Raw genomic sequence first — 22940 nt, 5'->3', positions numbered from 1 at the left:
GTCGCGGGAGCCGGCGTCCCGCGTCGGGCCGGCACCGCGTACGCCTGGGTTAAGCTCCTTCGATCGAACGCAAGTTACCGGGAGGTAGGCATGTCGGAGGAGCAGCGGGTCGCCATCGTCACGGGGGCGGCGCGGGGGATCGGGGCGGCCACCGCCCGGCGGCTGGCGGCCGACGGCCTCGCGGTCGCCGTGGTCGACATCGAGGAGTCCGCGACCAAGGAGACCGTGGACGCCATCGTCGCCGCCGGCGGCCGGGCGCTCGGCGTCGGCGCGGACGTGTCCGACCGGGCCCAGGTGGAGGCGGCCGTGCAGCGGGTCGCCGCCGAACTGGGCGCCCCGACGGTGCTGGTCAACAACGCCGGCGTGCTCCGCGACAACCTGCTGTTCAAGATGACCGACGCCGACTGGGACACGGTCATGGGCGTGCACCTGCGCGGCGCGTTCCTGTTCAGCCAGGCCGCCCAGAAGCACATGGTCGAGGCGAAGTGGGGCCGGATCGTCAACCTCTCCAGCACCTCGGCGCTCGGCAACCGGGGGCAGGCGAACTACTCGGCGGCGAAGGCCGGCCTCCAGGGCTTCACCAAGACCCTCGCCATCGAGCTGGGCCCGTTCGGGGTGACCGTCAACGCGGTCGCGCCCGGCTTCATCGTCACCGACATGACCGCCGCCACCGCCGCCCGGATGAAGGTCGACTTCGAGGCGCTCCAGAAGCACGCCGAGTCGGAGATCGCGGTACGCCGGGTCGGCCGCCCCGAGGACATCGCGCACACCATCTCGTTCCTCGCCAGCGAGGGCGCCTCCTTCGTCTCCGGCCAGGTCGTCTACGTGGCCGGCGGCCCCAAGGACTGACCCCGCGTACGCCCCGGCGGGCGGGCGCCCGCCCGCCGGGGATCAGGCCGCGGCGGGGCGGGTGCGCCAGAGCCAGAGCAGGCCGAGCACCGGCAGGACCAGCGGGATGTAGCCGTACCCGCTGCCGAACTGCGACCAGACCGTCTCGTCGGGGAAGAGTTCCGGGTCGACGAGGCTGAGGGTACCGACGCCGAGCACCCCGGCCAGCTCCACGGCGCAGCACGCCAGGGCGACGCGCCGGCCGGCGGCGCCGGCGCGGGCCAGCCCCACGGCCGCGACGATGTAGATGGCCGCGGCGAGGGCCGAGAGCAGGTACGCCACGGGCGCCTCGTCGAACTTCGTGGCGATCTGGAGGCCGGCGCGGCTCGTCGCGGCGATCGCGAAGAGCAGGTAGACCGCGATCAGCAGCCGTCCGGGGCCGGCGTTGGTCCGCTTCCGTTCCGGGGCGCGTACGTCAGCCACCGAGCACCTCCCACGTCTGCTGGAGTCGTACGACGACCACCGGCGTGACGAGGCAGACCGCGCAGACGATCGCCGAGCCCCAGCGCGTCGGCTCCATCCGGGCCAGCACCCAGGCCAGCGGCGGCAGGCACACCAGCGTCGCCAGGTACCCGAAGAAGGCCCCCGGCTCGTCCGGCCGTTCGCCGCCGCCGAGGGCGACCAGCGCCACCACCGCCAGCGCGAGCAGCGCCACCTCCAGCGCGGCCAGGCCGGCGAGCTGCATCCGGTCCGGCGCGCGGTGCCGCAGCGTGGCGACCAGCGCCCAGGCGGCGACGAGGAGCGACAACACGATCGAGGCTGTCGCGAGGAGCCCGTCCACCGGCGAACCCGCCGTCGCTGCGCTGGTCACCGGGGCCATCCGGAGTGCGGTTCGGTCACCGGCACAGCCTACTAACCCGCGTAGTACACCCCGTCACCCGCCGCCCCGCCTCGGCGACCCCGCGTCGTCGATGCCGGGGCGACCCGGGGCCGACGGATCCGGTCCCCGGATGTCCGGCATCCGCCCGGTGTGGGCTCGAGTGGGCGTGGGTATGGGTCCGGCCGAGGCGACGACTGTCGTGAAGGGACAGTGCACCCCCTATCGACCCCTATTTATGCGTGAGGGCACCGTTGCGGAGCGTTATCCTCTGACGACGTCGCCGACCTCCGACGGCAAGTTCGTCTGACGGAGAGGATCGCCATGTCGTTGCCCACCATCCCCCCGGCGCTGAGCGTGGTGATGCCGACGTACCAGGACCCGCAGTGCCTCGCGCTGACCCTCAGGGCGCTGACCCGCCAGACGTTGCCGCCGGAACGCTTCGAGGTGATCGTGGTCCGGGACGGCGGCTCGTCCGACGGGTACGCCGAGGCTCTCGCCGAGGGTGCCGGTCTCCGCCTGCGCGTGCTGGAACTCGCCCAGCGCAAGGGCCGCTCCGTCGCCCGCAACGAGGGGGCGCGCCGTGCCTCCGCGCCCCTGCTGGTCTTCCTCGACGCCGACTCGTGGGCGGTGCCCGACCTGCTGGAGCGGCACCTGGCCTGGCACAGCACGCCCGGCAACGCGGCGGTGCTGATCGGCCGGCGGGACGAGATCGGCCTCGCGGACCTGCCCGCCGTGCTGGCCGGGGAGTCGCACGCGATCGCGCGCGCCTTCCCGCACGGCGGCGACCTGCGGTTCGGGACGGGGCTCCCGGACGACGGCGGCGAGTGGCTCCGGGCCGGCTGGGTCATCGCCTACACGCACAACATCTCGCTGTCCAGCGCGCACTTCGCGCAGGTCGGTGGCTACCGGGAGGCGTTCGGCCTGAGCTACGGCGTGGAGGACGTCGAGCTGTTCTACCGCGTCGACCGCAGCCTGCCCGACGGCGTCAACTTCGGCTACGACGACGATGCCCGGGTCGTCCACCTGCCGCACCACAAGAACATCACCCGCAACTGGATGGAGATGAAGGCCAACTTCCAGCAGGCCGCCCGGCTCTATCCCTGCCTCGAGTGGGAGTTCCTCACCGCCGTCATGGGGTACGAGGCGATCCGGCGGATCCTGCACTACCGGGCGCTCATCGACGAGTGCGTCGAGCGGTCGGCCTGCGCCATCGGGCCCGCCGCCGCGCGCCTCGCCGGCCAGCTGCGGGGGCACCGCACGCTCTGGATCGGCACCGGCCGCGCCGAGTCGGGGTTGCCCGCCTCGGCGCTGACCTTCGACTACGCCGCGCCCATCGGGCGGACGAACTTCCACCTGCTCGGCGTCGCCCCGCCCATGCCGCCGGGCAGCCTGGACGCGGTGATCAGCGTGGACTTCTGGCGGTACCTGCTGTGGCCGGAACTCTGCCAGTTCATCTCCGCCTCGCTGGCGCTGGCCGGCGAGGTCCACCTGGTCGCCACCGCCGACTCGACGCCGGGGATGTGCGCCGCCGACCCGCAGACGCTCGACTACCTGCGCCAGGCACAGGCCGCGGCGTGCACGGCCGAACTGCGCGCGGTCGAGGGGCTCGGCCACGTACTGACCCTGCGGGCCCTCCAGCCCGCGGCCGGCGCCACGCGCCGGGTACCCGCTCAGACCGCCGCCAAGGCGCGACCCCCGGCACTGGCGCCGGGGCGCTCCACGACGCGGGGATAGCAGATCGACGGTGCGGACAGGCCCGACAAAGCCGTCAGGCCTGTCCCACCGCGCCCGGAGCCGCCGTAAGAGACGGAAAGGCGAGTATCATGCGCGTACTGCTGTCGACTCTCGGGTCGCGTGGCGACGTCCAACCACTGGTGGCGCTCGCATCGCGGTTGAAGGCCCTCGGCGTTCAGGTCCGCCTCTGCGCCCCGCCGGACTTCGCCCGCTGGGTGGCGACCTTCAGGATTCCCTTCGTACCCGTCGGCCCGCCCTGGCGCAGGTCGGCGGCGCCCAGGTCGCGGGCCGCCGTGCCCAAACCCTCGCCCGCACAGGTACGCAAGCTGGCCGAATCCTCCATCGGCATCCAGTACGAGGTGCTGTCGGCCGCCGCCCGGGACTGTGACGTCCTCGTCGCGTCGACCGGCCTCCAGATCGCCGCCCGCACCGTGGCGGAGAAGCGCGGCATCCCGTACGTCTTCGCGGCGCTCTGCCCGGCGGCCCTTCCCTCACCGCACCACCCTCCGCTACCGCTGCCGGTGCTCGGGGAGGCGCCGGCGCCCGCGTCGGCCGACAACCGCGACCTGTGGGCGGCCAACCTGCGGCACGTCAACGACACCTTCGCCGCGCCTCTCAACGCGCTGCGGTCGGCGGTGGGGCTGGGCACGGTCGACGACGTGAGCGACCACATCCACACCGATCAGCCGTGGCTGGCCACCGACCCGACCCTGGCACCCTGGCCGGACGCCGCCGATCCGGCCGTCTACCAGCCGGGCGCCTGGCTCCTGCCGGACGAGCGGGCCCTGCCCGCCGAGTTGACGACCTTCCTGGACGCCGGTGGGCCGTGCGTCTACGTCGGATTCGGCAGCGTCGCCGCACCCCCGGGCCTGCTGGAGACGGCCGTGCAGGCCGTGCGCGCGGTCGGCTGCCGGCTGGTCGTCTCCCGGGGCTGGGCACCGCTCTCGCTGAGCGACCGGGCACCCGACTGCCTGGTGGTCGGTGAGGTGAACCAGCAGGCGCTGTTCAGGGAGGTGGCCGTGGTGGTCCATCATGGCGGCGCGGGCACCACGACCACGGCCGCGCGGGCCGGGACGCCGCAGGTCGTCATCCCGCAGGTGTACGACCAGCACTACTTCGCGCACCGGGTGTCCGCGCTCGGCATCGGCACCGCACACCCCGGCTCGGTGCCGACCGTCGAGTCGCTGACCGAGGCTCTCGGCGCCGCGCTGCGGCCGGAGGTGGCCGCCCGGGCCCGCGAGTTCGCCGGCGTCGTACGCACCGACGCGGCGCAGGTCGCCGCGAAGCGGTTGACCGCCGCCCTGGGGGCCTGAGCGGGCGGCTGAGCCCCGTCGGTCCACGACCGGCGGGACTCAGCCGCCACGACCCTGGCACCGGTCCCGGACGCGGCGGCCGGGCACGCCCCCGACTTCCGGCACAGGCCCGGCGCGACTCTCGGCCGCGGGTACCGTGGTGTGACGACGACGTGGAGGTTCTCGTGGTGCGGTTCGGGTTGTTCGGCACCGGTCACTGGGCGGCCGAGACGCACGGCGCGGCGCTGGACGCGCACCCGGGGGTCACGTTCGCCGGCGTGTGGGGCCGCGACCCGGGCAAGGCCGCCGCCCTGGCCGAGCGCTACGGGGTGCCGGCGTTCGACGACGTCGACGCGCTCGTCGACGCCTGCGACGCGGTCGCCGTCGCCCTCCCGCCGGACGTCCAGGCCGACATCGCGGTCCGCGCGGCCACCGCCGGCCGGCACCTGCTGCTGGACAAGCCGCTCGCGTTGAGCGTGACCGACGCCGACCGGGTGGTGGACGCCGCGCAGTCGGCGGGCGTCGCCTCGGTGGTCTTCTTCACGGGCCGCTACCAGCCCGACGTCGCCGCCTTCCTCGCCTCGACGGCCGCCGTCGGCGGGTGGCACACCGCCAGGGCGGTCCGGTTCGGATCCATCTTCCGCCCCGACAGCCCGTACGCTGCCTCGTCCTGGCGTCGGGAGCACGGCGCGCTGTGGGACATCGGCCCGCACGCGCTGTCGCTCATCCTGCCGGTGCTCGGGCGGGTCACCCGCGTCGCCGCGATGGACGGGCCGCGCGGGCTCGTCCACCTGCTCCTCACCCACGACGGGGGCGCGACCAGCACGGTGTCGCTGACCCTGGACGCCCCGCAGGAGGCGGTGAGCAGGGAGTACGTCTTCTATGGCGAGAACGGCGTCGAGACCGTTCCGGCCGGCGACGGCAGTCCGGCGACCGCCCTCGGGGTGGCGATCGACCAACTGCTGGAGGAGATCGGGTCGGGCACCCGGGACCACCGCTGCGACGTGCGCTTCGGTCGCGAGGTCGTCGCCGTGCTGGCCGCCGCCGAGACCGCCCGCGCCGAGGGCCGCACCGTCGACCTGCCGGCCTGAGTCGGAGGCGCCAGGGTCCGCCGAGGCGGAAAAGCGGTCGCCTCCTGTGGACGGGCGCGGTTAGGGTCGCCGCATGTCCGCGCACGCTCTGATCGAGGCGGTCGGTACGCCGGCCGCATTCGGGCCCCTGCTGGTGGCCCGCCCGCGCGTCCGGCGTCCGGCCCTGGCCGGCGCGACCCGCGGCTGACCTCGCACCGCACGCGCGGCGCCACCGCCCGGGTGACCCCGGGCGCGACGCCGCCCCCGCCACTCGTCCAGGTGCCGACCCGGGGCTGATGCCGCCCCGGTCGTGCACGCCGGCGTGGCGCCTGTGGTGCGCCGCCGATTCCGCGTTCCGCGTCCCGCCCAGGGCCGTCCGAGTCCCCGAATCCTCGGACAGGCCCGCGCTCGCGGCTGCCTGTCCGCTCCGTCGCCGCACGGCGACAGACAGGACGACGACCCGTGGCGCCCCGCCGTACCCGAGCAACCGAACGCGACCGGTCCCGTCGCGTACTGTCCCAGAACTTCCTCGCCGACCCGGCCGCGATCGCCCGCGTGGTGCACGCCGCCCGGCCCGGGCCCGACCGGCTCCTGCTGGAGGTGGGCGCCGGCCGGGGCCAGCTCACCCGGCCGCTCGCCGCCCGCTGCCGGCACCTGACGGCGTACGAGGTGGACCCGGCCGCCGGCGCCGAGCTGGCCCGGGTCTGCGCCGCCCTGCCGAACGTGACGCACCGGCAGGCCGACTTCCTCACCGCAGCGCCCCCGCCGGAGGAGTTCGACGTGGTCGGCAACATCCCCTGGTCGCTGACCTCGGCCGTGGTGCGCTGGTGCCTGGCCGCGCCCGGCCTGCGCGCGGCCACCCTGCTCACCCAGTTGGAGTACGCCCGCCGGCGCAGCGGCGACTACGGCCGGTGGACCAGGCTGACCGTGCTGACCTGGCCGGAGTTCGGCTGGCGGCTCGCCGGGCGGGTGCCCCGCACCGCGTTCCGCCCGGTGCCGAGGGTGGACGCCGGCATCCTGCGCGTCGAGCGGCGGCCGGAGCCGCTGCTGGCCGCGTCGGCGCTGCCCGCGTACCGCCGGATGGTGGAGATCGGCTTCGACGGGGTCGGCGGCTCACTCGCGGCCTCGCTCGCCCGGCACCACCCGCGGGCGCGGCTGGCGGCGGCGCTGCGGGCGACCCGGCTCGACCCGGCCACGCCGGTCGGGCACGTCTGGCCCGAGCAGTGGCTGGTGCTGTTCCGCCTGCTGCACGCCCGCTGAGGGGATCAGGCCAGGGTGTTCAGGGCCTCGCTCAGCTCGGCGGGGGAGCCGAACTCCTCCGCCGGCAGGGCCCGCAGCGTCTGGAGCATCTCCGTGCTGACCCCGTTCTCCTGGCCCCAGCGGATGAGGTCCTCCCGGGAGACCGGGTAGTCGAGCCCGGCCAGGTACTCCTGCAACTGCACGCCGGTGACGGTCATGCCGGCGGGCTACCCGCTCAGCCCGCCGGCACACGCCCGCCGATCGACGATCGGCGGTTTGCCCGGGCGGCGCGCCGGGTAGCCGCCCGCATGCTGGTTCAGCGGCTCGGCGCGCCGAGCGACTTCGACCCGTTGCTGGAGCGCGTCCGGGACGCCCGGATCGTGATGATCGGCGAGGCGACGCACGGCAACTACGACTACTACCGGCTGCGCGAACAGCTCACCCGCCGGCTGATCGCCGAGTGCGGGTTCTCCTTCGTGGCGGTGGAGGGGGACTGGCCCGACTGCGACCGGGTGCACCGCTCGGTGACCGCCGCCCCGGGCGGGGCAGCCGACCCGCGCGTCGCGCTGGAGCGCTTCGAGCGCTGGCCGACCTGGATGTGGGCGAACGCCGAGGTGTCGCGCTTCTGCTCCTGGCTGCGGGCGTGGAACGTGGAGCGGCCCGAGGACGCCCGGGCCGGCTTCCACGGCCTGGACGTCTACAGCCTCTGGGAGTCCATGCAGGCGATCTTCGACTATCTCGGCGAGGAGGACCCGGGTTCGCTGGAGGCGGCCCAGGACGCGTACCGCTGCTTCGAGCCGTACGGCAAGCGGGTCGAGGAGTACGGCATGGCGAGCCGGTTCGTCTCGGCCCGCTGCGAGGAGGAGGTCGTACGGCTGCTGGCGCGTACCCGCGCACAGGCCGCCGGGGACGGCCCGGACAGCTTCTCGGCCTGGCAGAACGCGGAGGTGGTGGCGGGGGCGGAGCGCTACTACCGGGCGATGGTGCGCGGCGGGCCGGAGTCGTGGAACATCCGGGACACGCACATGGCGGACACCCTGGACCGGCTGCTGGAGCGCTACGGACCGGGCGCGCGGGGCGTCGTCTGGGCGCACAACACGCACGTGGGCGACGCCCGGGCCACCGACATGGCCGGCGACGGGATGGTCAACGTCGGCCAGCTGGCCCGCGAGCGGCACGGCGCGGACGAGGTGGTCCTGGTCGGCTTCGGCGGCTACCGGGGCACGGTGCTCGCCGCACCCCGCTGGGGGTCGCCGGCCGAGACGATGGTGGTGCCGCCGGCCCGCCCCGGCTCGGTCGAGCACCGGCTGCACGAGCTGATGCCCGAGCGGGCCGTGCTGGTCTTCGGCGGCGACGACCAGCCCGGCTGGGTCACCGGGACCGCCGACCACCGGGCGATCGGGGTGGTCTACGACCCGTCCTTCGAGTCGTGGGGCAACTACGTGCCGACCCGCCTGGGGGAGCGCTACGACGCCTTCATCTGGTGCGACGAGACGACCACCCTGCACCCCCTCCCGGCCCTGACGACCCCGGGCGAGATGGAGACCTACCCGGCGGGCGTCTGACCCGCCCGCCCCGGCTCACCGCCGGTGGTCATGCGGTTGTGGTGCCCGTTCCAGCCGGCTTCGCCGGTTGTGCGGGGCACCACAACTGCATGATCGACCCGGGCGGGCGGGGTCAGGCGCGGGCCGGGGACCTGTCGTCCAGGTGGGCGCGCAGGCCCTCGCCCTCGATGTCGACGTTGGGCAGGATCCTGTCCAGCCAGCGGGGGAGCCACCAGGCCCGCTTGCCGAGCAGCGACATCACGGCCGGCACGATGGTCATCCGGACCACGAACGCGTCGATGGCGACGCCGATCGCGAGCGCGAAGCCCATCGACTTGATGACCGGGTCGTCGAGGAAGACGAAGCCACCGAAGACCGAGATCATGATCAGCGCGGCGGCCGTCACCACCCGGGCACCGTGCCCCATCCCGTTGATGGTCGCCTGCTGCGCGGTGTCGCCGTGCACGAAGTCCTCCCGCATCCGGGAGACCAGGAAGACCTCGTAGTCCATCGCCAGGCCGAACAGGATGCCGATGAGCAGGATCGGCAGGAAGCTGACCAGCGGGCCCGGCGTGTCCAGGCCGACCAGGTCGGCGAGGTGGCCCTGCTGGAACACCGCCACGGTGATGCCGAAGGTGGCGGCGACGGTCAGCAGGAAGCCCAGCGCCGCCTTGACCGGCACCAGCAGCGAACGGAAGACCAGCATCAGCAGCAGCACCGAGAGCCCCACCACCAGCAGCAGGTACACCGGCAGGGCGTCGGAGAGCTTCTCGGAGACGTCGATGCCGATCGCGGTCGCGCCGGTGAGCAGCACCTCGACGTCGCGGACCTCGCCCACCTTCGCGCGTACGTCGTTGACCAGGGTCTCGGTGGCCTCGTCGGTCGGGCCGGTCTTCGGCACCACCCCGAGCAGCGCGGTGCGGCCGTCCGGGCTGAGCTGCGGCGGGGCCACCGCGAGGACGTTCTCGGTGCCCTGGACGAGCGCGGTGACCTGCGGGATGGCGGCCGAGGTCGCCTGCGGGGTGTCCCCGGCGACCACCACCGCGAGCCGGCCGGTGAAGCCCGGCCCGAAGCCCTCGGTGATCAGGTCGTTCGACGCCCGCGCCGGCGAGCCGACCGGCGCGGTGCCCGCGTCGGGCAGCGCCAGGCGCATGTCGGGCGCGGGCAGCGCGAGCAGCCCCAGCCCGATCAGCCCGACCAGGATGACCGGCACCCGGAACCGGGTGACGAGACGCGCCCAGCGGAACCCGAAGCCCGACCGGTCCTCGGCCGGCGTGGTGCCCGCCTCGGCGGCGTCGGCCGCCCGCTCCCCGGACGCCGCGTCCCCGGCCGGCACGGTGGTGCGCAGCTTGCGGGGCAGCACCCGGCGCCCGGCGAAGCCGAGCAGGGCCGGCTGGAGGGTGATCGCGACCAGCACCGCGACGGTGACCGTACCGGCGGCTGCCAGACCCATCACCGTCAGGAACGGGATGTTCACCACGGCCAGCCCGGCCAGCGCGATGACCACGGTGGCGCCCGCGAAGACCACGGCCGAGCCGGCGGTGCCCACGGCACGGCCCACCGCCTCGTCCGGCGGCAGCCCCTCCATCAGGTTCTGCCGGTAACGGGAGGTGATGAAGAGCGAGTAGTCGATGCCGACCGCGAGGCCGAGCATCAGGGCGAGGATCGGGGCGGTGCTGCTCAGGTCGACCACGCTGCTGATCGCGAAGAGGCCCGCCATGCCGACGCCCACGCCGATCAGCGCGTTGAGCATCGTCATCCCGGCCGCCACCAGCGAACCGAACGTGACCACCAGGACGATCGCGGCGACCGCCACACCGATCGCCTCGGTCGAGCCGACCTCCGGCACGCTGCTGAGCACCTCGCCGCCGGGCGCGACCTCCCAGCCCTGGGCCTCGACCCGCTCGCCGACCTTCTCGTACGCGTCGCGCTGGGCGTCGGTCACCTCGTCGGCGCCGGTGGCGAACTGGACCTGGACCAGCGCGTACCGGCCGTCGGGGGAGACCGCCCCCACCTGGAACGGGTCGACGGCGCCGACGACGCCGGGCAGCGTCGCGGCCTCCTGGGTGAGTTCCTTCACCACGGCCTGCCCCTGCGGGCTGGCGAGCGCGCCGTCGGCCGGCGCCTTGACCGCGATCGTGCCGGTCGCGCCGCTGGCCGCCGGGAACTGCTCGGCGAGCAGGTCGAGGGCGCGCTGCGACTCCGTGCCGGGCATGGTGAAGTTGTCGGCTATCGGGCCGCGCAGGGTCGCGGCGGCGAGGCCGAGACCGACGAGTACGACGAGCCAGATCGCCGCGACGAGTCGCCGCCGGCGCATCGAGCCCCGGCCGAGCCGGTAGAGCAGGGTGGCCATGAGTTCCTTGTCCTCGGTCGTGGATGGTGGGAAACGGGATCAGTCGACGGGCTCCAGGGCCCGTCGGGCGAGTGCCAGCAGGGCGTCGCGCAACTCCTCGTCGCCGACGTCGGCGAACTCCCCGCAGGTCTCGGAGATGCCGGCGAGCAGCACCAGCGCCGTGATCCGGGCGGACGGGCGTTGCGGGTGCCCGGCGAGCGCGTCGACCAGCCGCTCGGAGATCCGCTGGATGTGCGCGAAGGCGGGTTGCTGGAGCAGCTCCGGGAACTCGCCCCGGAGCAGGGCGATCTCGCGCCGGAAGCGGACCGCGAGGTCGACGAAGCCCTCGGCGGCGACCCGCTGGGCGGCCGCGCCGCGTTGGGCGCGGATCCGCTCGTCGAGCGCCTGGAGGACGCCGATCGCCGGGGCCATCAGCTCGGTGAGGATGGCCTCCTTGTTGGCGAAGTGGTAGAGCACCGCCGCCTTGGAGCAGCCCACCTCGCGGGCGATGTCCTGCAACGAGGTGCCCCGGTAGCCGGTCGCGGCGAAGCGTCGGGCCGCCGCCACGAGGATCTCGTCGTGCGTCTCCGGAACCATCCGCGCCATGCCGGCCCACCTCCCTGACCAGCATGCCTGACCGATCGGTCAGACCCTGACCGATCGGTCAGATCGGGGGCGTGGTGTTCCCCACAGGCGGCCGGGGTTTACCGGTCCACGGGTGGCTCGGCCGGTCCGTGGCCGCCTCAGGCGGGGGTTCCGTCGCCCTGGTCGGCCGCGCCGTGCGCCCGGTCGTACGCGGCCCGGGCGTCGGCGACCGCGCTCCGGTGCCGCTCCGCCCACCTGGTCAGCGCGACCAGCGACTCGTAGAGCTCCAGCGCGATCGGCGTGGCCGTGTACTCCACCTTCGGTGGGACCGTCGGGTAGACCCTACGGTGCAGCAGTCCGTCGCGTTCCAGGTTGCGCAGGGTCAGCGTGAGCATCCGTCGGCTGATGCCCTCCACGCAGCGCTCCAGCTCGGTGAAGCGCACCGGGCCCGGGGAGGCGGCGACCAGGATGCCGATGCTCCACTTGCCGCCCACCCGGTCCAGCACCTCGCGGACGGTGCACGCCTTGGCCTGACCGGGCGTGACGGGCTCGCCGGCCGCCCCGCACGCCTGCGCCGCCCGGCCGACGGTCGCGTCGCTGTTCCCCTGGGACATGGAGGTGCCTCCTTACGCTCCGCCTCATGGTCACAGAGGATTGCCCCGGTAACAAACCGTGCACCAAGGAGGCCCCACCCCGCGGGCGGGCCCACGGTGCTCGACGCCGGCCGGGCGGGTGACGATCCGTTCGTCGTGGTTCGCACCGCCGCGTCCGGTTGACCGCCGGCCCACGGGCCGCGAAGGTGGTCGGATGAGTGGCGCTGACGCGACCCGCGACGGGGTGTCGCTGACCAACCTCGACCAGCCGCTGTTCGACGGCGCCGACGCGACCAAGCGGGACCTGGTCGACTACCTCGACGCGGTGCGTGAGCGGATCCTGCCCCGGTTGCGGGGCCGACCGCTGTCGGTGATCCGGGTCCGGCCGGGGCAGCCGCCGTTCATGCAGAAGAACCTGCCGAAGTACACGCCGGACTGGGTGGCCCGCACGCCGGTCTGGGCGGAGGCGTCGCACCGCGAGATCTCGTACGCGCTCTGCGACGACCGGCGCACCCTGCTCTGGTTCGCCAACCAGCGTGCGGTGGAGTACCACCCCACCCTCGCCACGGTCGACGACCTGCACCGCCCCACCCACCTGGTGCTGGACCTCGACCCGCCGGAGGGGGACTCCTTCGCGCTGGCGGTCGCCGCCGCACGGCTGGTCCGGCAGGCGCTCGCCGACGCGGGGCTCGCCGGAGCGGTCAAGACCAGCGGCGCCAAGGGCGTACACGTCTTCGTGCCGGTGGCGCGGGGCGCCACGGTGGAGGACATGGCCGCCGCCACCCGGGCGGTGGCGGCCCGCGCCGAACGGCTGGACCCCGCGCTGGCCACCACCGCCTTCATCCGCGAGGACCGGGGCGGCAGGGTGTTCGTCGACTCGACCCGGGCCGGCGGCGCGACGGTGGTGGCCGCCTACAGTCCCCGGCTGCGGCCGGGCGTGCCGGTCTCCTTCCCCGTCGACTGGGCCGACCTGGGCGACGTGGTCCCGGCGGACTTCACGATCCGTACCGCCCCGGCGCTCGTCGCCGAGCGCGATCCCTGGGCCGAGCGGCTGCCCGCGCCGCAGCGACTCCCGGCGGACCTGGTCGCGGAGGGGCACACCATCCCGGTCGCCCGCGTGCAGGCCATGCACGAGGGCAAGCGCCGGGCCCGCGCCCGTCGCGCCGCCGACTGACGTACGCGCACCGTCCTCCCCGGGGCCGTCGCCCGCTGCCCGCCGTGCCCGCCCGTCGGTTCGCGCCCGTCGTGCCCGCCTGTCGGCTGCCGGCTGACGCCTGTCGTGCCCGCCCGCCGCTGGTCGTGCCGGCCTGTCGTTCGCTGCCGGCCGCGTCGGTCTGTCCGCCGCGTCGGTGTGCCGGCCTGGCTACGTCGGGAGGCGGCCCCCGACTGCGTGGACGGGCGACCGAGCCGGGTTCCCGTACGTCCTGAGGCGACCCCGCGTTCGCGCCTGCGGGCGGCAGACGGGCGGCGGCGGCCGACCTAGCGTCGACGACGACCCAGCGGACGGCGTCGGGACCGGCGTCGACGGACCGGCAGGAGGACCCATGACCCGCGACAGGCTGACCTGGGCGGTGCTCGTCGCTCTGGTGTGGACGGCGATGATGTCGTTCGGCGGCGTGGCCGCCGAGACCGTGATGCTCTACCCGAACATCTTCGGCGACGCGCCGGCGTCTCTGGACCGGGCCCGCGAGTTCCTGGTGGCGGGCGGCCCGAGCGACTACTTCCCACCGCTCGGCGCGTCCGTCGTGCTCACCTGCCTCGCGGCGGCGGTGCTCACCTGGCGCGACCGCCGGCTGCGCTGGTGGGTGGCCGGCGCGGCGGTGGTCTTCGTGGCCTGCGAGTTCCTGTTCTCCGTGTTCTTCTTCTGGCCGCGCAACGAGATCATGTTCGTGGACCCGGTCGGCACGCACTCCCCGGAGTACCTGCGTCAGGTCGCGGCCGAGTTCGTCGCCGGGCACCGGGTGCGGCTGGTGGGCGGGGCGGTGACGGCGGTGCTGGCGTTCACCGCGCTGCTGCGCTGGGCGCGCGACAGCGGCCGTACGGCCTCCCGGGCGGACCCGACCACCGGCCAGGCTCGCTAGACCACCGGCCTGGGCGTCCGCCCGATCAGCACCGGCGCGGCGAGCCACGACGGCGTCGCGTGGACCCCGGCCACCGGTGAGCCCCTCGAAAGCAGAACGCCCGGCGACCGAGGTCGTCGGGCGTTCTGTGTGGCCATGTCGTTCGCAGCTCGGCAGAAGGCTGTGAGCGGAGTGTCGATCGATGGTGTGGTGCCCCCGGCAGGATTCGAACCTGCGCCCCCGCCTCCGGAGGGCGGTGCTCTATCCCCTGAGCTACGGGGGCTCAGCGACTGGAGAAGACTAGCAAACGTCTCCCCGGAACGCCGAATCGGTATCCGTTGCCCGCCCTCGTGTCGCCCATGCCCGTTGCGCCTGCGCCGAAGGCCGCCGGACGCGCCCGACGGAAGCCCTCGGCCGGCGCGAGTGGAACCTGACGGTTGTCTCCCGGCGCCGGATACACCCCTGACGTTCCACCCGCCGACGCCGCCGGCCGGTCACGCCGGTTTCAGGCGGCGACGGCGCGGCCGCAGCTCGGCAGCGGGTGCAGCGCGATGCGGCGGGGCAGGCGGCGGGGCCACTCGTTGCGGGGCCAGGAGCCGTCGACGATGAGGTGCACCGTCCGCTGCTCCTCGCCGCTGAGCCGCAGCACGAAGTCGCGGGGGAGCGGCGGGTCGACCGACGGTGTGGTGATCATGAAGCGTACGCGGCCCCGGGACGAGACGGCGGAGATGACGTCCGCCGCCGGCATCGTCCCGCGCAGGCGTACGCGGCCGATCCAGTAGACCTCGGCGAGGTGCTCCTGGGCCGCCCGGGTGATGGCCGGGTACTCGCTGCGTACCCAGCGCTCGACCGCGCCGACGCAGAGGCCGCAGGCGCGCTCGCGGGGTTCGCGCGGGCCCAACCCCCAGGCCCGCAGGTACGCCCCGACCGCCCCGGCGTCCATGGGAGCCTCGAAGCGGCGCTGGATGAGGGCGTGCAGGCTCTGCCGCGTCCACAGCTCCTCGTCCAGGCCCAGCTCGTCGGGGTAGACGCCCCGCAGGACGTCGATGAGTTCGAGCTCCTGTTCGCGACTGAGCGTTCCCGGCTCGCCCTGCCGCTGTCCGCGACGGACGGCTGCCACCGCCCCGTCACCGCCGATGGTGTGGCGCCGGCACCAGCTGGTGACCGAACGCCGTGCGTCTCTCAGTGCAACCCCCACGTCCTGCGCAACGAGCCCGAATCGCAACTGGTCACGATATGTGTGGAGAAAACTCTCTTAGTGTCGCAATCGGTCGGACCGCTCGTCCGGTCGCTAAGCCTAATAAACCGGACACCGGGTGCGCACCGAGCCGACCGGCGGCGAGACGGCGAGAGGTCCGTGGCCGCCGGGTGAACCGGCGGCGCCACGGACCTCTCGACGAAGGGCGGTACGGCGCGGGCGGGTCAGCCGCCCAGCCGCTGGAGCGCGTTCTGGAGATTGGTGAGGTCGTTGCGCTGGGTGTTCTTCATGGTCTGCGCCGTTTTGACGACGTCGGGCTCGTCGCTGACCTCGAGGATGCCGTCGATCATGTGGATGCCACCCAGGTGATGCTTGATCATCAGTTGCAGGAAGAGGACGTCCAGCTCCCGGCCCTGCGCCGCGTGCAGCTTCGCCATCTCCTCGGGGGTCGCCATGCCCGGCATCAGACCGTTCTTGACCAGGCCGGCGCCGTCGGACATCCAGGACATCGACGGCTCGCTGCCCGCCGGGTCGAGCCCCCACGAGCGCAGCCAGGTGTGCATGGTGCCGATCTCGCCCTGCTGGGCGGTGGCGATGTCGCCACCGATGCTGCGGACCTCCGGGTCGCTGCCCTTGTCGAAGGCGACCAGACCCATCTCCACCGCCTGCGCGTGGTGGGTCATCATGTCCCGCGCGAAGCCCGCCTCCGCCGAGGCGTCGCCCGGCCGGGTCAGCCGGGGCGTCAGCAGGCCGCCGGCGTACCCGAGGAGCAGCCCGACCACGACGGCCAGGGCCAGCGCGGCCGTGCCCCAGCGGGCCGGTGGGCGCCGCTGCTCCGGAGCCGGGCTGGCCGGCTCACTGGTCTCGGTCATGGTCGGGATGCTCATCGCTCTCCTCAGCCCTGCGGCATCTGCTGGGCGTCGTCACGCGGGGTGGTGCCGGTGGCGGTGATGCCCTGGCTGCACAGCGCGGTCGGGCCCTCCACCGAGGCGTTGACCTTCAGCGTCTTGATGAACTCGTCGATCCGGCCGTCGTCGGCGTTGTCGACCTTGAGCTGGTAGCCCCACGCCTGGAGCGAGATCGGCTTGTCCAGCCCCTCGAACGGGCTGAGCATCAGCTTCTCCTTGCCCCGCACCTTGTCGGCGAGCTTCGTCACCTGGTCGGCGGGCAGGTCGGGGCGGTAGGTGATCCAGACCGTGCCGTGCTCCAGGCTGTGCACCGCGTGCTCGTTGGCGATCTGGGCCGGGTAGACGTCACCCATGCAGTTCTGCCAGGCCGCGTTGTGCGGGCCGGCCACCGGCGGCAGCACCGTGTAGGTGATGGGGCCCGTCTTGTGGTTGCCGCCCGCCACGAGGTCCTTGTCCTTCTCGCGGTAGTTGACGATGCCGTCGATCGCGTCCGCCCGGTCCTCCCAGGGCTTGGCGCCCTGGAACGTCGCCCAGGCGCCGTAGCCGATGATCGCCACGGCCAACACACCCACGGCGACGAAGAGCGCGATCGGCCCCCACGAGCGGCCCTGGCTCACCTTCACCGGGGCGATGGGCTTGCGGCCCTTGCCCCCGGCGCCGGGGCGGGTGCCCGTCGGCTTGCCGGACCCGGTCTTCGCGCCGGTGGACCCGGTCTTGGCGGCGCCGGACCCGGCCTTGGCGCCTGCTGCCGGCCGGCCCGCCGCCGGCTTCTTGCCGGTGCTGACCACGTTCGGGCGCCGCTCGGGGCCGCCACCCGGTGTGCTGATGCTCATCGTGCCTCGTCAGGTCGGTCGGTCAGGGGATCCGGCGGGCCGGTCTCACACACTGGGTCGCCGCCGCGGGTGCCGAGTCTACCCCCGATAACATGGATCGGTGACTCCCGCAGAACTCGCCGAGGTCGTCCTCTCCGCAGCCCACGCCGTCTTCACCGAGCGTGGCCTCGACCGCTCCGCCCTGCCGGAGCGGACGGTGGTCGAGCGACCCCGCAACCCCGAGCACGGCGACTACGCCTCCACGCTGGCTCTCCAGCTCAGCAAGAAGGTGGGCGTCCCGCCGCGCGAGCTGGCGACGGCCCTGGCCGGCCAGCTGGGCCGCGCCCCGGGGGTCAAGTCGGTGGAGATCGCCGGCCCGGGCTTCCTCAACATCCGGCTCGACGCGGCCGCCGCCGGCCAGCTGGCCCGCGCGATCGTCGAGGCGGGCGAGGCGTACGGCCGCAGCGACCGGCTCGCCGGCCAGCGGATGAACCTGGAGTTCGTCTCGGCGAACCCGACCGGCCCGGTGCACATCGGCGGCGTCCGCTGGGCGGCGGTCGGCGACGCGCTGAGCCGGCTCCTGCGCGCCACCGGCGCCGAGGTGGGCACGGAATACTACTTCAACGACGCGGGCTCCCAGATCGACCGGTTCGCCCGTTCCCTGCTCGCCGCCGCCAAGGGTGAGCCGGCCCCGGAGGACGGCTACGCGGGGGCGTACATCAACGAGATCGCCGACGCCGTGCGCGGCATCCGGCCCGACGTGCTGGAGCTGGACGACGCCGCCGCCCAGGAGGTCTTCCGGGTCGAGGGCGTGCAGCTCATGTTCGCCGAGATCAAGTCCTCGCTGCGCGGCTTCGGCGTCGAGTTCGACACCTACTTCAACGAGAAGGACCTGCACGACCGGGGCGAGCTGGACCTGGCCCTCCAGCGGCTGCGCGAGCAGGGCCGGGTGTTCGAGTCCGACGGCGCGACCTGGCTGCGCACCACCGACTTCGGCGACGACAAGGACCGGGTGCTGCGCAAGTCCAACGGCGAGTGGACCTACTTCGCCGCGGACTGCGCCTACTACCTCGACAAGCGGGAGCGCGGCTTCGAGCGGGTCGTGATCATGCTGGGCGCCGACCACCACGGCTACATCGGCCGGATGAAGGCGATGTCGGCGTGCTTCGGCGACGACCCGGAGCGCAACCTGGAGATCCTGATCGGCCAGATGGTCAACCTCGTCCGCGACGGCGCGCCGGTCCGGATGAGCAAGCGGGCCGGCACGGTCGTGACCCTGGAGGACCTGGTCGACGCCATCGGCGTGGACGCCGCCCGCTACGCGCTGGCCCGCTACTCCAGCGACTCCCCGATCGACATCGACGTGGAGCTGTGGACCAGGGCCACCCGCGACAACCCGGTCTACTACGTGCAGTACGTGGCCGCCCGCACGGCCAGCGTGGGCCGCAACGCCGCCGAGGTGGGCCTGACCCGGGGTGACGCCGAGGCGTTCCGCCCCGAGCTGCTCGGCCACGAGAAGGAGAACGAGCTGCTCAAGGCGCTCGCCGAGTTCCCCGCCGTGGTGGCGGCGGCGGCCGAGCTGCGGGGCCCGCACCGGGTCGCCCGCTACCTGGAGGAGCTGGCCGGTGCCTACCACCGGTTCTACGACGACTGCCGGATCCTGCCGCGCGGCGACGAGGAGACCACCGACCTGCACCGGGCCCGGCTCTGGCTGAACGACGCCACCCGCACCGTCATCGCCAACGGCCTGCGCCTGCTGGGCGTCTCGGCCCCGGAGAGGATGTAGATCACTGATGCGTGCTCACGAGGCCGGTGCGCTGCACGGTGACATCGGCAGCCGGGGGCCGGCGTGGCTGCGTGCCCCGGTCGACGTCAACGCCCTCGTGCCGCAGCTGTGGCCGCGCAACGTCGCGCGCGGCGGCGACGGCGTGCTCGCGGTGGCCGGGCTCGGCGTGCGCGACATCGCGGCCGAGTTCGGCACCCCGGTGTACGTCCTCGACGAGGACGACCTGCGCTCGCGCTGCCGCGACTTCCGCACCGGCTTCGACGGCGTCGACGTCTACTACGCAGGCAAGGCCTTCCTCTGCCGCGCGGTGGTCCGGATGATCGCCGAGGAGGGCCTGCACCTCGACGTCTGCACGGGGGGCGAGCTGGCCACCGCGCTGTCGGCCGGGATGCCGCCCGAGCGGATCGGCTTCCACGGCAACAACAAGTCGGTACGCGAGCTGACCCGGGCGCTCGACGCCGGGGTGGGCCGCATCATCCTCGACTCGTTCGACGAGATCGACCGGCTCACCGCGCTGGCCCGGGAGCGGGGCGCCCGCCCCCGGGTGATGATCCGGGTCACGGTCGGTGTCGAGGCGCACACCCACGAGTTCATCGCCACCGCCCACGAGGACCAGAAGTTCGGCTTCTCCCTCGCGGGCGGGGCGGCGGCCGAGGCGGCCTTCCGGGTGCTCGACGACGGCGTGCTGGAGCTGCGCGGCCTGCACTCGCACATCGGCTCGCAGATCTTCGACGCCAGCGGCTTCGAGGTCTCCGCCCGCCGGGTGCTGGGCCTCCAGGCGCAGATCCGCGACGCACGCGGGGTGGAGCTGCCCGAGCTGGACCTCGGCGGTGGCTTCGGCATCGCGTACACGACCCAGGACGACCCGGCCGCCCCGCAGGACCTGGCGAAGCGGCTGCGTCGCATCGTCGAGTCGGAGTGCGCCGCGGAGCGGCTGGCGGTACCGCACCTGTCGATCGAGCCGGGCCGGGCGATCGTGGGGCCCGCCGTGTTCACCCTCTACGAGGTCGGCACGGTCAAGGACGTGGACGGGATCCGGACGTACGTGAGCGTCGACGGCGGGATGAGCGACAACATCCGTACCGCGCTCTACGACGCGTCCTACTCCGCGACGCTGGCGTCCCGGGCGTCGGCCGCCGAGCCGCTGCTCGCCCGCGTGGTGGGAAAGCACTGTGAGTCCGGGGACATCGTGGTGAAGGATGAATTCCTGCCCGCCGACGTGCAGCCCGGAGATCTTGTCGCGGTGCCGGGCACCGGCGCCTACTGCCGGAGCATGGCCAGCAACTACAACCACGTGCCCCGCCCGCCGGTGGTCGCGGTGCGGGACGGCCAGGCGCGCCTGATCGTCCGGCGGGAGACCGAAGAGGACCTGCTGGCATTGGATGTGGGATGACGTCACCTGTGCGCCTGGCACTGCTCGGCTGCGGCACGGTCGGTAGCGAGGTGGTCCGGCTGCTGCACGAGCAGGCGGCCGACCTCGCCGCCCGGATCGGCGCCCCGCTGGAGATCGCCGGCATCGCCGTACGCCGTCTCGGCCGCGACCGGGGCGATCTGCCGGTCGATCCGACCCTGTTCACCACCGACGCGCTCGGCCTGATCAAGCGCGACGACGTGGACGTGGTCGTCGAGGTGGTCGGCGGCATCGAGCCGGCGCGGGGCTGGCTGGTCGAGGCGCTGCGGGCCGGCAAGAGCGTGGTCACGGCCAACAAGGCGCTGCTCGCCGAGGACGGCGCCGCCCTGCACGACGCGGCGGCCGAGGGCGGCGGCGACCTCTACTACGAGGCGTCCGTGGCGGGGGCGATCCCGCTGCTGCGTCCGCTACGCGAGTCGCTGCACGGCGACCGGATCAACCGGGTCACCGGCATCGTCAACGGCACCACCAACTTCATCCTCTCCGCCATGGACGCCACCGGCGCCGGCTTCGCGGAGGCGCTGGAGGAGGCCACCGAGCTGGGCTACGCCGAGGCCGACCCGACCGCCGACGTGGAGGGATTCGACGCGGCGGCGAAGGCGGCCATCCTCGCCTCGCTGGCGTTCCACACCCGGGTCGGCGCGGCCGACGTGCACCGGGAGGGCATCACCGAGGTCACGGCGGCCGACGTGGCCAGCGCCAAGGCGATGGGGTGCACGATCAAGCTGCTCTGCATCGCCGCCCGGGGCGCCGACGCCGCCGGCCGGGAGACGGTCAGCGTGCGGGTGCACCCGGCGATGATCCCGCTGGGCCACCCGCTGGCCAGCGTCGGCGACGCGTTCAACGCCGTCTTCGTGGAGGCCGAGGCGGCCGGGCCGCTGATGTTCTACGGCCGGGGCGCGGGCGGCGCGCCGACGGCCAGCGCGGTGCTGGGCGACGTGGTGGCGGTCTCCCGCAACCGGCTCGCCGGGGTGCGCTCGCCCAGCGAGAGCGCGTACGCCGACCTGCCCGTACGGCCGATGGGGGAGGCGCTGACCCGCTACCACATCAGCCTCGACGTGGCCGACCGGCCGGGTGTGCTGGCGGCGGTGGCCGGGGTGTTCGCCCGGCACGACGTCTCGATCGCCACCGTGCGGCAGGGCCCGGCGGGCGGCGGCGCGGCCGGCCGGGGCGAGGACGCCGACCTGGTCATCGTCACCCACGTGGCCCCGGACGCGGCGCTCGCCGCCACCGTGGGGGAGCTGCGCGGGCTGGACATCGTCCGGTCGGTGGCGAGCGTGCTGCGGGTCGAGGGCGGGCTCTGACCGACCGGCCGGTGGGCGGGCTCGCGGGCTGACCGGCCGGTGCCTCCGGCTCGCGGGCTGACCCGTCCGATGGCTCCGGGTCACGGCCGGGGCGGCCGGTGACGGTGCCGCCCGGCGCCGCGGCGGGGCGGGCGCCCACGCGTCTCGCCTGGTGGTTAACTGCGGGTGCGGCGGCGGCGACCGGGCGATGCTGGTCCAGGCTCAAGGGGCACCCCGCGCGGCGGGGCGGTACGAGGCGAGGGAGAACGACATGTGGCGGGGTCTGATCGACGCGTACCGGGACCGGCTGCCGGTCTCCGACGCCACCCCGGTCGTGACCCTGCACGAGGGGAACACCCCGCTGCTGCCCGCGCCGGTGCTCTCCGCCCGGCTCGGTTGCGACGTGCACCTGAAGGTGGAGGGCGCCAACCCGACCGGCTCGTTCAAGGACCGGGGCATGACGCTCGCGGTCTCGAAGGCCGTGGAGGCCGGCAACAAGGCGATCATCTGCGCCTCCACCGGCAACACCAGCGCCTCCGCCGCAGCGTACGCGGCCCGCGCCGGGCTGACCTGCGCGGTGCTCGTGCCGCAGGGCAAGATCGCGCTGGGCAAGCTGGCCCAGGCGCTCGTGCACGGGGCGAAGCTGCTCCAGGTCACTGGCAACTTCGACGACTGCCTGTCGCTGGCCGCCAAGCTCGCCCAAGACTACCCGGTGGCCCTGGTCAACTCGGTCAACATCGACCGGCTGCACGGCCAGAAGACGGCCGCGTTCGAGATCGTCGACGCGCTGGGCGAGGCGCCCGACATCCACTGCCTGCCGGTCGGCAACGCGGGCAACGTCTCCGCCTACTGGATGGGCTACTGCGAGGAGCTGCGGGACGGCAACGCCACCCGCACCCCGAAGATGTACGGCTTCCAGGCGGCCGGCGCCGCCCCGATCGTCAGCGGGCAGGTGGTCCGCGAGCCGTCCACGATCGCCACCGCCATCCGGATCGGCAACCCGGCGAGCTGGACCAGGGCGGTCGACGCCCGCGACGCCTCGGGGGGCGTGATCGCCGCCGTCACCGACCGGGAGATCCTGGCCGCGTACCGGCTGCTGGCCCGCGAGGTCGGGGTCTTCGTCGAGCTGGGCAGCGCGGCCAGCGTGGCCGGCCTGCTCCAGCAGGCCGCCGCCGGTCGGGTCCCGGCCGGCTCGACGGTGGTCTGCACGGTCACCGGCCACGGCCTGAAGGACCCGGAGTGGGCCATCTCCACCGCTCCGGTGCCGACCACCATCGCCAACGACCCCCTGGCCGCCGCCCGCTGTCTCGACCTGGCCTGAGCCCCGAGGTCGGCCGGGCCGACGGTGCCGGGGAGGGACGCCGCGCGGCGGAAGCGAGTCCTGT

Annotated in this window: 20 protein-coding genes, 1 tRNA gene and 1 pseudogene; 12 read left to right on the top strand and 10 right to left on the bottom strand. The window is 73.9% G+C overall.

Features of this window, described 5'->3' with window-relative positions; all coding sequences use genetic code 11:
* Positions 1-90: 90 nt before the first annotated feature.
* Positions 91-849, top strand: coding sequence for a 3-oxoacyl-ACP reductase FabG (fabG, locus tag AC5L34_RS00295; RefSeq protein ID WP_494823617.1), 759 nt, complete (start codon positions 91-93; stop codon positions 847-849).
* Here the strand turns inward: fabG and AC5L34_RS00290 are convergent.
* A pseudogene (locus AC5L34_RS00290) lies at positions 822-1311 on the bottom strand (hypothetical protein). The gene fabG and the pseudogene AC5L34_RS00290 sit on opposite strands and share 28 nt — an antisense overlap.
* Positions 1304-1708, bottom strand: a complete 405-nt coding sequence (locus AC5L34_RS00285) for a hypothetical protein (RefSeq protein ID WP_494823616.1) — start codon at positions 1706-1708, stop codon at positions 1304-1306. The pseudogene AC5L34_RS00290 and the gene AC5L34_RS00285 overlap by 8 nt, the downstream one beginning before the upstream one ends.
* A 321-nt stretch (positions 1709-2029) precedes the next feature.
* On the opposite strand from AC5L34_RS00285, the gene AC5L34_RS00280 reads away from it, so the two are divergent.
* The 4 genes from AC5L34_RS00280 to erm all read left to right on the top strand — a co-directional run bounded on the left by AC5L34_RS00280 (position 2030) and on the right by erm (position 7064).
* Positions 2030-3442, top strand: a complete 1413-nt coding sequence (locus AC5L34_RS00280) for a glycosyltransferase family 2 protein (protein WP_441175738.1) — start codon at positions 2030-2032, stop codon at positions 3440-3442.
* An 89-nt stretch (positions 3443-3531) separates the two neighbouring features.
* Positions 3532-4755: a glycosyltransferase gene (locus AC5L34_RS00275; RefSeq protein WP_494823615.1), complete on the top strand. Its 1224-nt coding sequence runs from the start codon at positions 3532-3534 to the stop codon at positions 4753-4755.
* 167 nt (positions 4756-4922) lie between these two features.
* A complete protein-coding gene (locus AC5L34_RS00270; RefSeq protein WP_494823805.1) occupies positions 4923-5825 on the top strand; it encodes a Gfo/Idh/MocA family protein in 903 nt (300 codons plus the stop codon).
* Between the two features lie 441 nt (positions 5826-6266).
* Positions 6267-7064, top strand: a complete 798-nt coding sequence (gene erm, locus AC5L34_RS00265) for an ErmE/ErmH/ErmO/ErmR family 23S rRNA (adenine(2058)-N(6))-methyltransferase (RefSeq protein ID WP_441175740.1) — start codon at positions 6267-6269, stop codon at positions 7062-7064.
* Positions 7065-7069: 5 nt separating this feature from the next.
* Here erm and AC5L34_RS00260 read toward each other — a convergent pair whose 3' ends face one another.
* Positions 7070-7261, bottom strand: coding sequence for a DUF2795 domain-containing protein (locus AC5L34_RS00260; protein WP_441175741.1), 192 nt, complete (start codon positions 7259-7261; stop codon positions 7070-7072).
* A 90-nt stretch (positions 7262-7351) separates the two neighbouring features.
* Between AC5L34_RS00260 and AC5L34_RS00255 the strand changes: the two genes are divergently transcribed.
* Positions 7352-8608: an erythromycin esterase family protein gene (locus tag AC5L34_RS00255; RefSeq protein WP_494823614.1), complete on the top strand. Its 1257-nt coding sequence runs from the start codon at positions 7352-7354 to the stop codon at positions 8606-8608.
* A gap of 112 nt (positions 8609-8720) precedes the next feature.
* Here the strand turns inward: AC5L34_RS00255 and AC5L34_RS00250 are convergent, their stop codons facing one another.
* The 3 genes from AC5L34_RS00250 to AC5L34_RS00240 form a co-directional block, all read right to left on the bottom strand.
* Positions 8721-10940, bottom strand: a complete 2220-nt coding sequence (locus tag AC5L34_RS00250) for an MMPL family transporter (protein ID WP_494823613.1) — start codon at positions 10938-10940, stop codon at positions 8721-8723.
* A 39-nt stretch (positions 10941-10979) separates the two neighbouring features.
* On the bottom strand, positions 10980-11525 hold the full coding sequence (locus AC5L34_RS00245; protein WP_494823612.1) for a TetR/AcrR family transcriptional regulator: 546 nt from the start codon (positions 11523-11525) through the stop codon (positions 10980-10982).
* Positions 11526-11662: 137 nt separating this feature from the next.
* On the bottom strand, positions 11663-12118 hold the full coding sequence (locus AC5L34_RS00240; RefSeq protein WP_441175745.1) for a winged helix-turn-helix transcriptional regulator: 456 nt from the start codon (positions 12116-12118) through the stop codon (positions 11663-11665).
* A gap of 193 nt (positions 12119-12311) precedes the next feature.
* On the opposite strand from AC5L34_RS00240, the gene ligD reads away from it, so the two are divergent.
* Both ligD and AC5L34_RS00230 read left to right on the top strand, forming a co-directional pair.
* On the top strand, positions 12312-13271 hold the full coding sequence (gene ligD / locus AC5L34_RS00235) for a non-homologous end-joining DNA ligase (RefSeq protein ID WP_441175746.1): 960 nt from the start codon (positions 12312-12314) through the stop codon (positions 13269-13271).
* Positions 13272-13641: 370 nt separating this feature from the next.
* Positions 13642-14178, top strand: a complete 537-nt coding sequence (locus AC5L34_RS00230; RefSeq protein WP_441175747.1) for a DUF1772 domain-containing protein — start codon at positions 13642-13644, stop codon at positions 14176-14178.
* A gap of 187 nt (positions 14179-14365) precedes the next feature.
* On the opposite strand, the gene AC5L34_RS00225 is transcribed toward AC5L34_RS00230, so the two are convergent.
* The 4 genes from AC5L34_RS00225 to AC5L34_RS00210 all read right to left on the bottom strand — a co-directional run bounded on the left by AC5L34_RS00225 (position 14366) and on the right by AC5L34_RS00210 (position 17096).
* Positions 14366-14440 (bottom strand) — tRNA-Arg (locus AC5L34_RS00225).
* 222 nt (positions 14441-14662) lie between these two features.
* Positions 14663-15355 carry a winged helix-turn-helix domain-containing protein gene (locus AC5L34_RS00220; protein WP_494823804.1) on the bottom strand — a complete coding sequence of 231 codons (693 nt, stop codon included), beginning with the start codon at positions 15353-15355 and terminating at the stop codon, positions 14663-14665.
* A 224-nt stretch (positions 15356-15579) separates the two neighbouring features.
* Positions 15580-16242, bottom strand: coding sequence for a DUF305 domain-containing protein (locus AC5L34_RS00215; RefSeq protein ID WP_494823611.1), 663 nt, complete (start codon positions 16240-16242; stop codon positions 15580-15582).
* Between the two features lie 8 nt (positions 16243-16250).
* On the bottom strand, positions 16251-17096 hold the full coding sequence (locus tag AC5L34_RS00210) for a thioredoxin-like domain-containing protein (protein ID WP_441175749.1): 846 nt from the start codon (positions 17094-17096) through the stop codon (positions 16251-16253).
* Positions 17097-17196: 100 nt separating this feature from the next.
* On the opposite strand from AC5L34_RS00210, the gene argS reads away from it, so the two are divergent.
* The 4 genes from argS to thrC all read left to right on the top strand — a co-directional run bounded on the left by argS (position 17197) and on the right by thrC (position 22876).
* Positions 17197-18861, top strand: a complete 1665-nt coding sequence (gene argS, locus AC5L34_RS00205; protein ID WP_441175750.1) for an arginine--tRNA ligase — start codon at positions 17197-17199, stop codon at positions 18859-18861.
* Positions 18862-18868: 7 nt separating this feature from the next.
* The gene (lysA, locus tag AC5L34_RS00200) at positions 18869-20254 is read left to right on the top strand and encodes a diaminopimelate decarboxylase (protein ID WP_494823610.1); all 1386 of its coding nucleotides are present in this window, start codon (positions 18869-18871) and stop codon (positions 20252-20254) included.
* 8 nt (positions 20255-20262) lie between these two features.
* Positions 20263-21576 carry a homoserine dehydrogenase gene (locus tag AC5L34_RS00195; protein ID WP_494823803.1) on the top strand — a complete coding sequence of 438 codons (1314 nt, stop codon included), beginning with the start codon at positions 20263-20265 and terminating at the stop codon, positions 21574-21576.
* A gap of 250 nt (positions 21577-21826) precedes the next feature.
* A complete protein-coding gene (thrC, locus tag AC5L34_RS00190; RefSeq protein WP_494823609.1) occupies positions 21827-22876 on the top strand; it encodes a threonine synthase in 1050 nt (349 codons plus the stop codon).
* The last annotated feature ends 64 nt before the right edge of the window (positions 22877-22940 follow it).

It is taken from the genome of Micromonospora sp. ZG13 (assembly GCF_059359355.1).
This window is presented reverse-complemented; position numbering and strand designations above follow the sequence as displayed.

Coding starts and splice junctions, on each gene's coding strand:
- fabG (WP_494823617.1), top strand. CDS start 91: ATGTCGGAGGAGCAGCGGGTCGCCATCGTCACGGGGGCGGCGCGGGGG.
- AC5L34_RS00285 (WP_494823616.1), bottom strand. CDS start 1,708: ATGGCCCCGGTGACCAGCGCAGCGACGGCGGGTTCGCCGGTGGACGGG.
- AC5L34_RS00280 (WP_441175738.1), top strand. CDS start 2,030: ATGTCGTTGCCCACCATCCCCCCGGCGCTGAGCGTGGTGATGCCGACG.
- AC5L34_RS00275 (WP_494823615.1), top strand. CDS start 3,532: ATGCGCGTACTGCTGTCGACTCTCGGGTCGCGTGGCGACGTCCAACCA.
- AC5L34_RS00260 (WP_441175741.1), bottom strand. CDS start 7,261: ATGACCGTCACCGGCGTGCAGTTGCAGGAGTACCTGGCCGGGCTCGAC.
- AC5L34_RS00255 (WP_494823614.1), top strand. CDS start 7,352: ATGCTGGTTCAGCGGCTCGGCGCGCCGAGCGACTTCGACCCGTTGCTG.
- AC5L34_RS00250 (WP_494823613.1), bottom strand. CDS start 10,940: ATGGCCACCCTGCTCTACCGGCTCGGCCGGGGCTCGATGCGCCGGCGG.
- AC5L34_RS00245 (WP_494823612.1), bottom strand. CDS start 11,525: ATGGCGCGGATGGTTCCGGAGACGCACGACGAGATCCTCGTGGCGGCG.
- AC5L34_RS00240 (WP_441175745.1), bottom strand. CDS start 12,118: ATGTCCCAGGGGAACAGCGACGCGACCGTCGGCCGGGCGGCGCAGGCG.
- ligD (WP_441175746.1), top strand. CDS start 12,312: ATGAGTGGCGCTGACGCGACCCGCGACGGGGTGTCGCTGACCAACCTC.
- AC5L34_RS00230 (WP_441175747.1), top strand. CDS start 13,642: ATGACCCGCGACAGGCTGACCTGGGCGGTGCTCGTCGCTCTGGTGTGG.
- AC5L34_RS00215 (WP_494823611.1), bottom strand. CDS start 16,242: ATGAGCATCCCGACCATGACCGAGACCAGTGAGCCGGCCAGCCCGGCT.
- AC5L34_RS00210 (WP_441175749.1), bottom strand. CDS start 17,096: ATGAGCATCAGCACACCGGGTGGCGGCCCCGAGCGGCGCCCGAACGTG.
- lysA (WP_494823610.1), top strand. CDS start 18,869: ATGCGTGCTCACGAGGCCGGTGCGCTGCACGGTGACATCGGCAGCCGG.
- thrC (WP_494823609.1), top strand. CDS start 21,827: ATGTGGCGGGGTCTGATCGACGCGTACCGGGACCGGCTGCCGGTCTCC.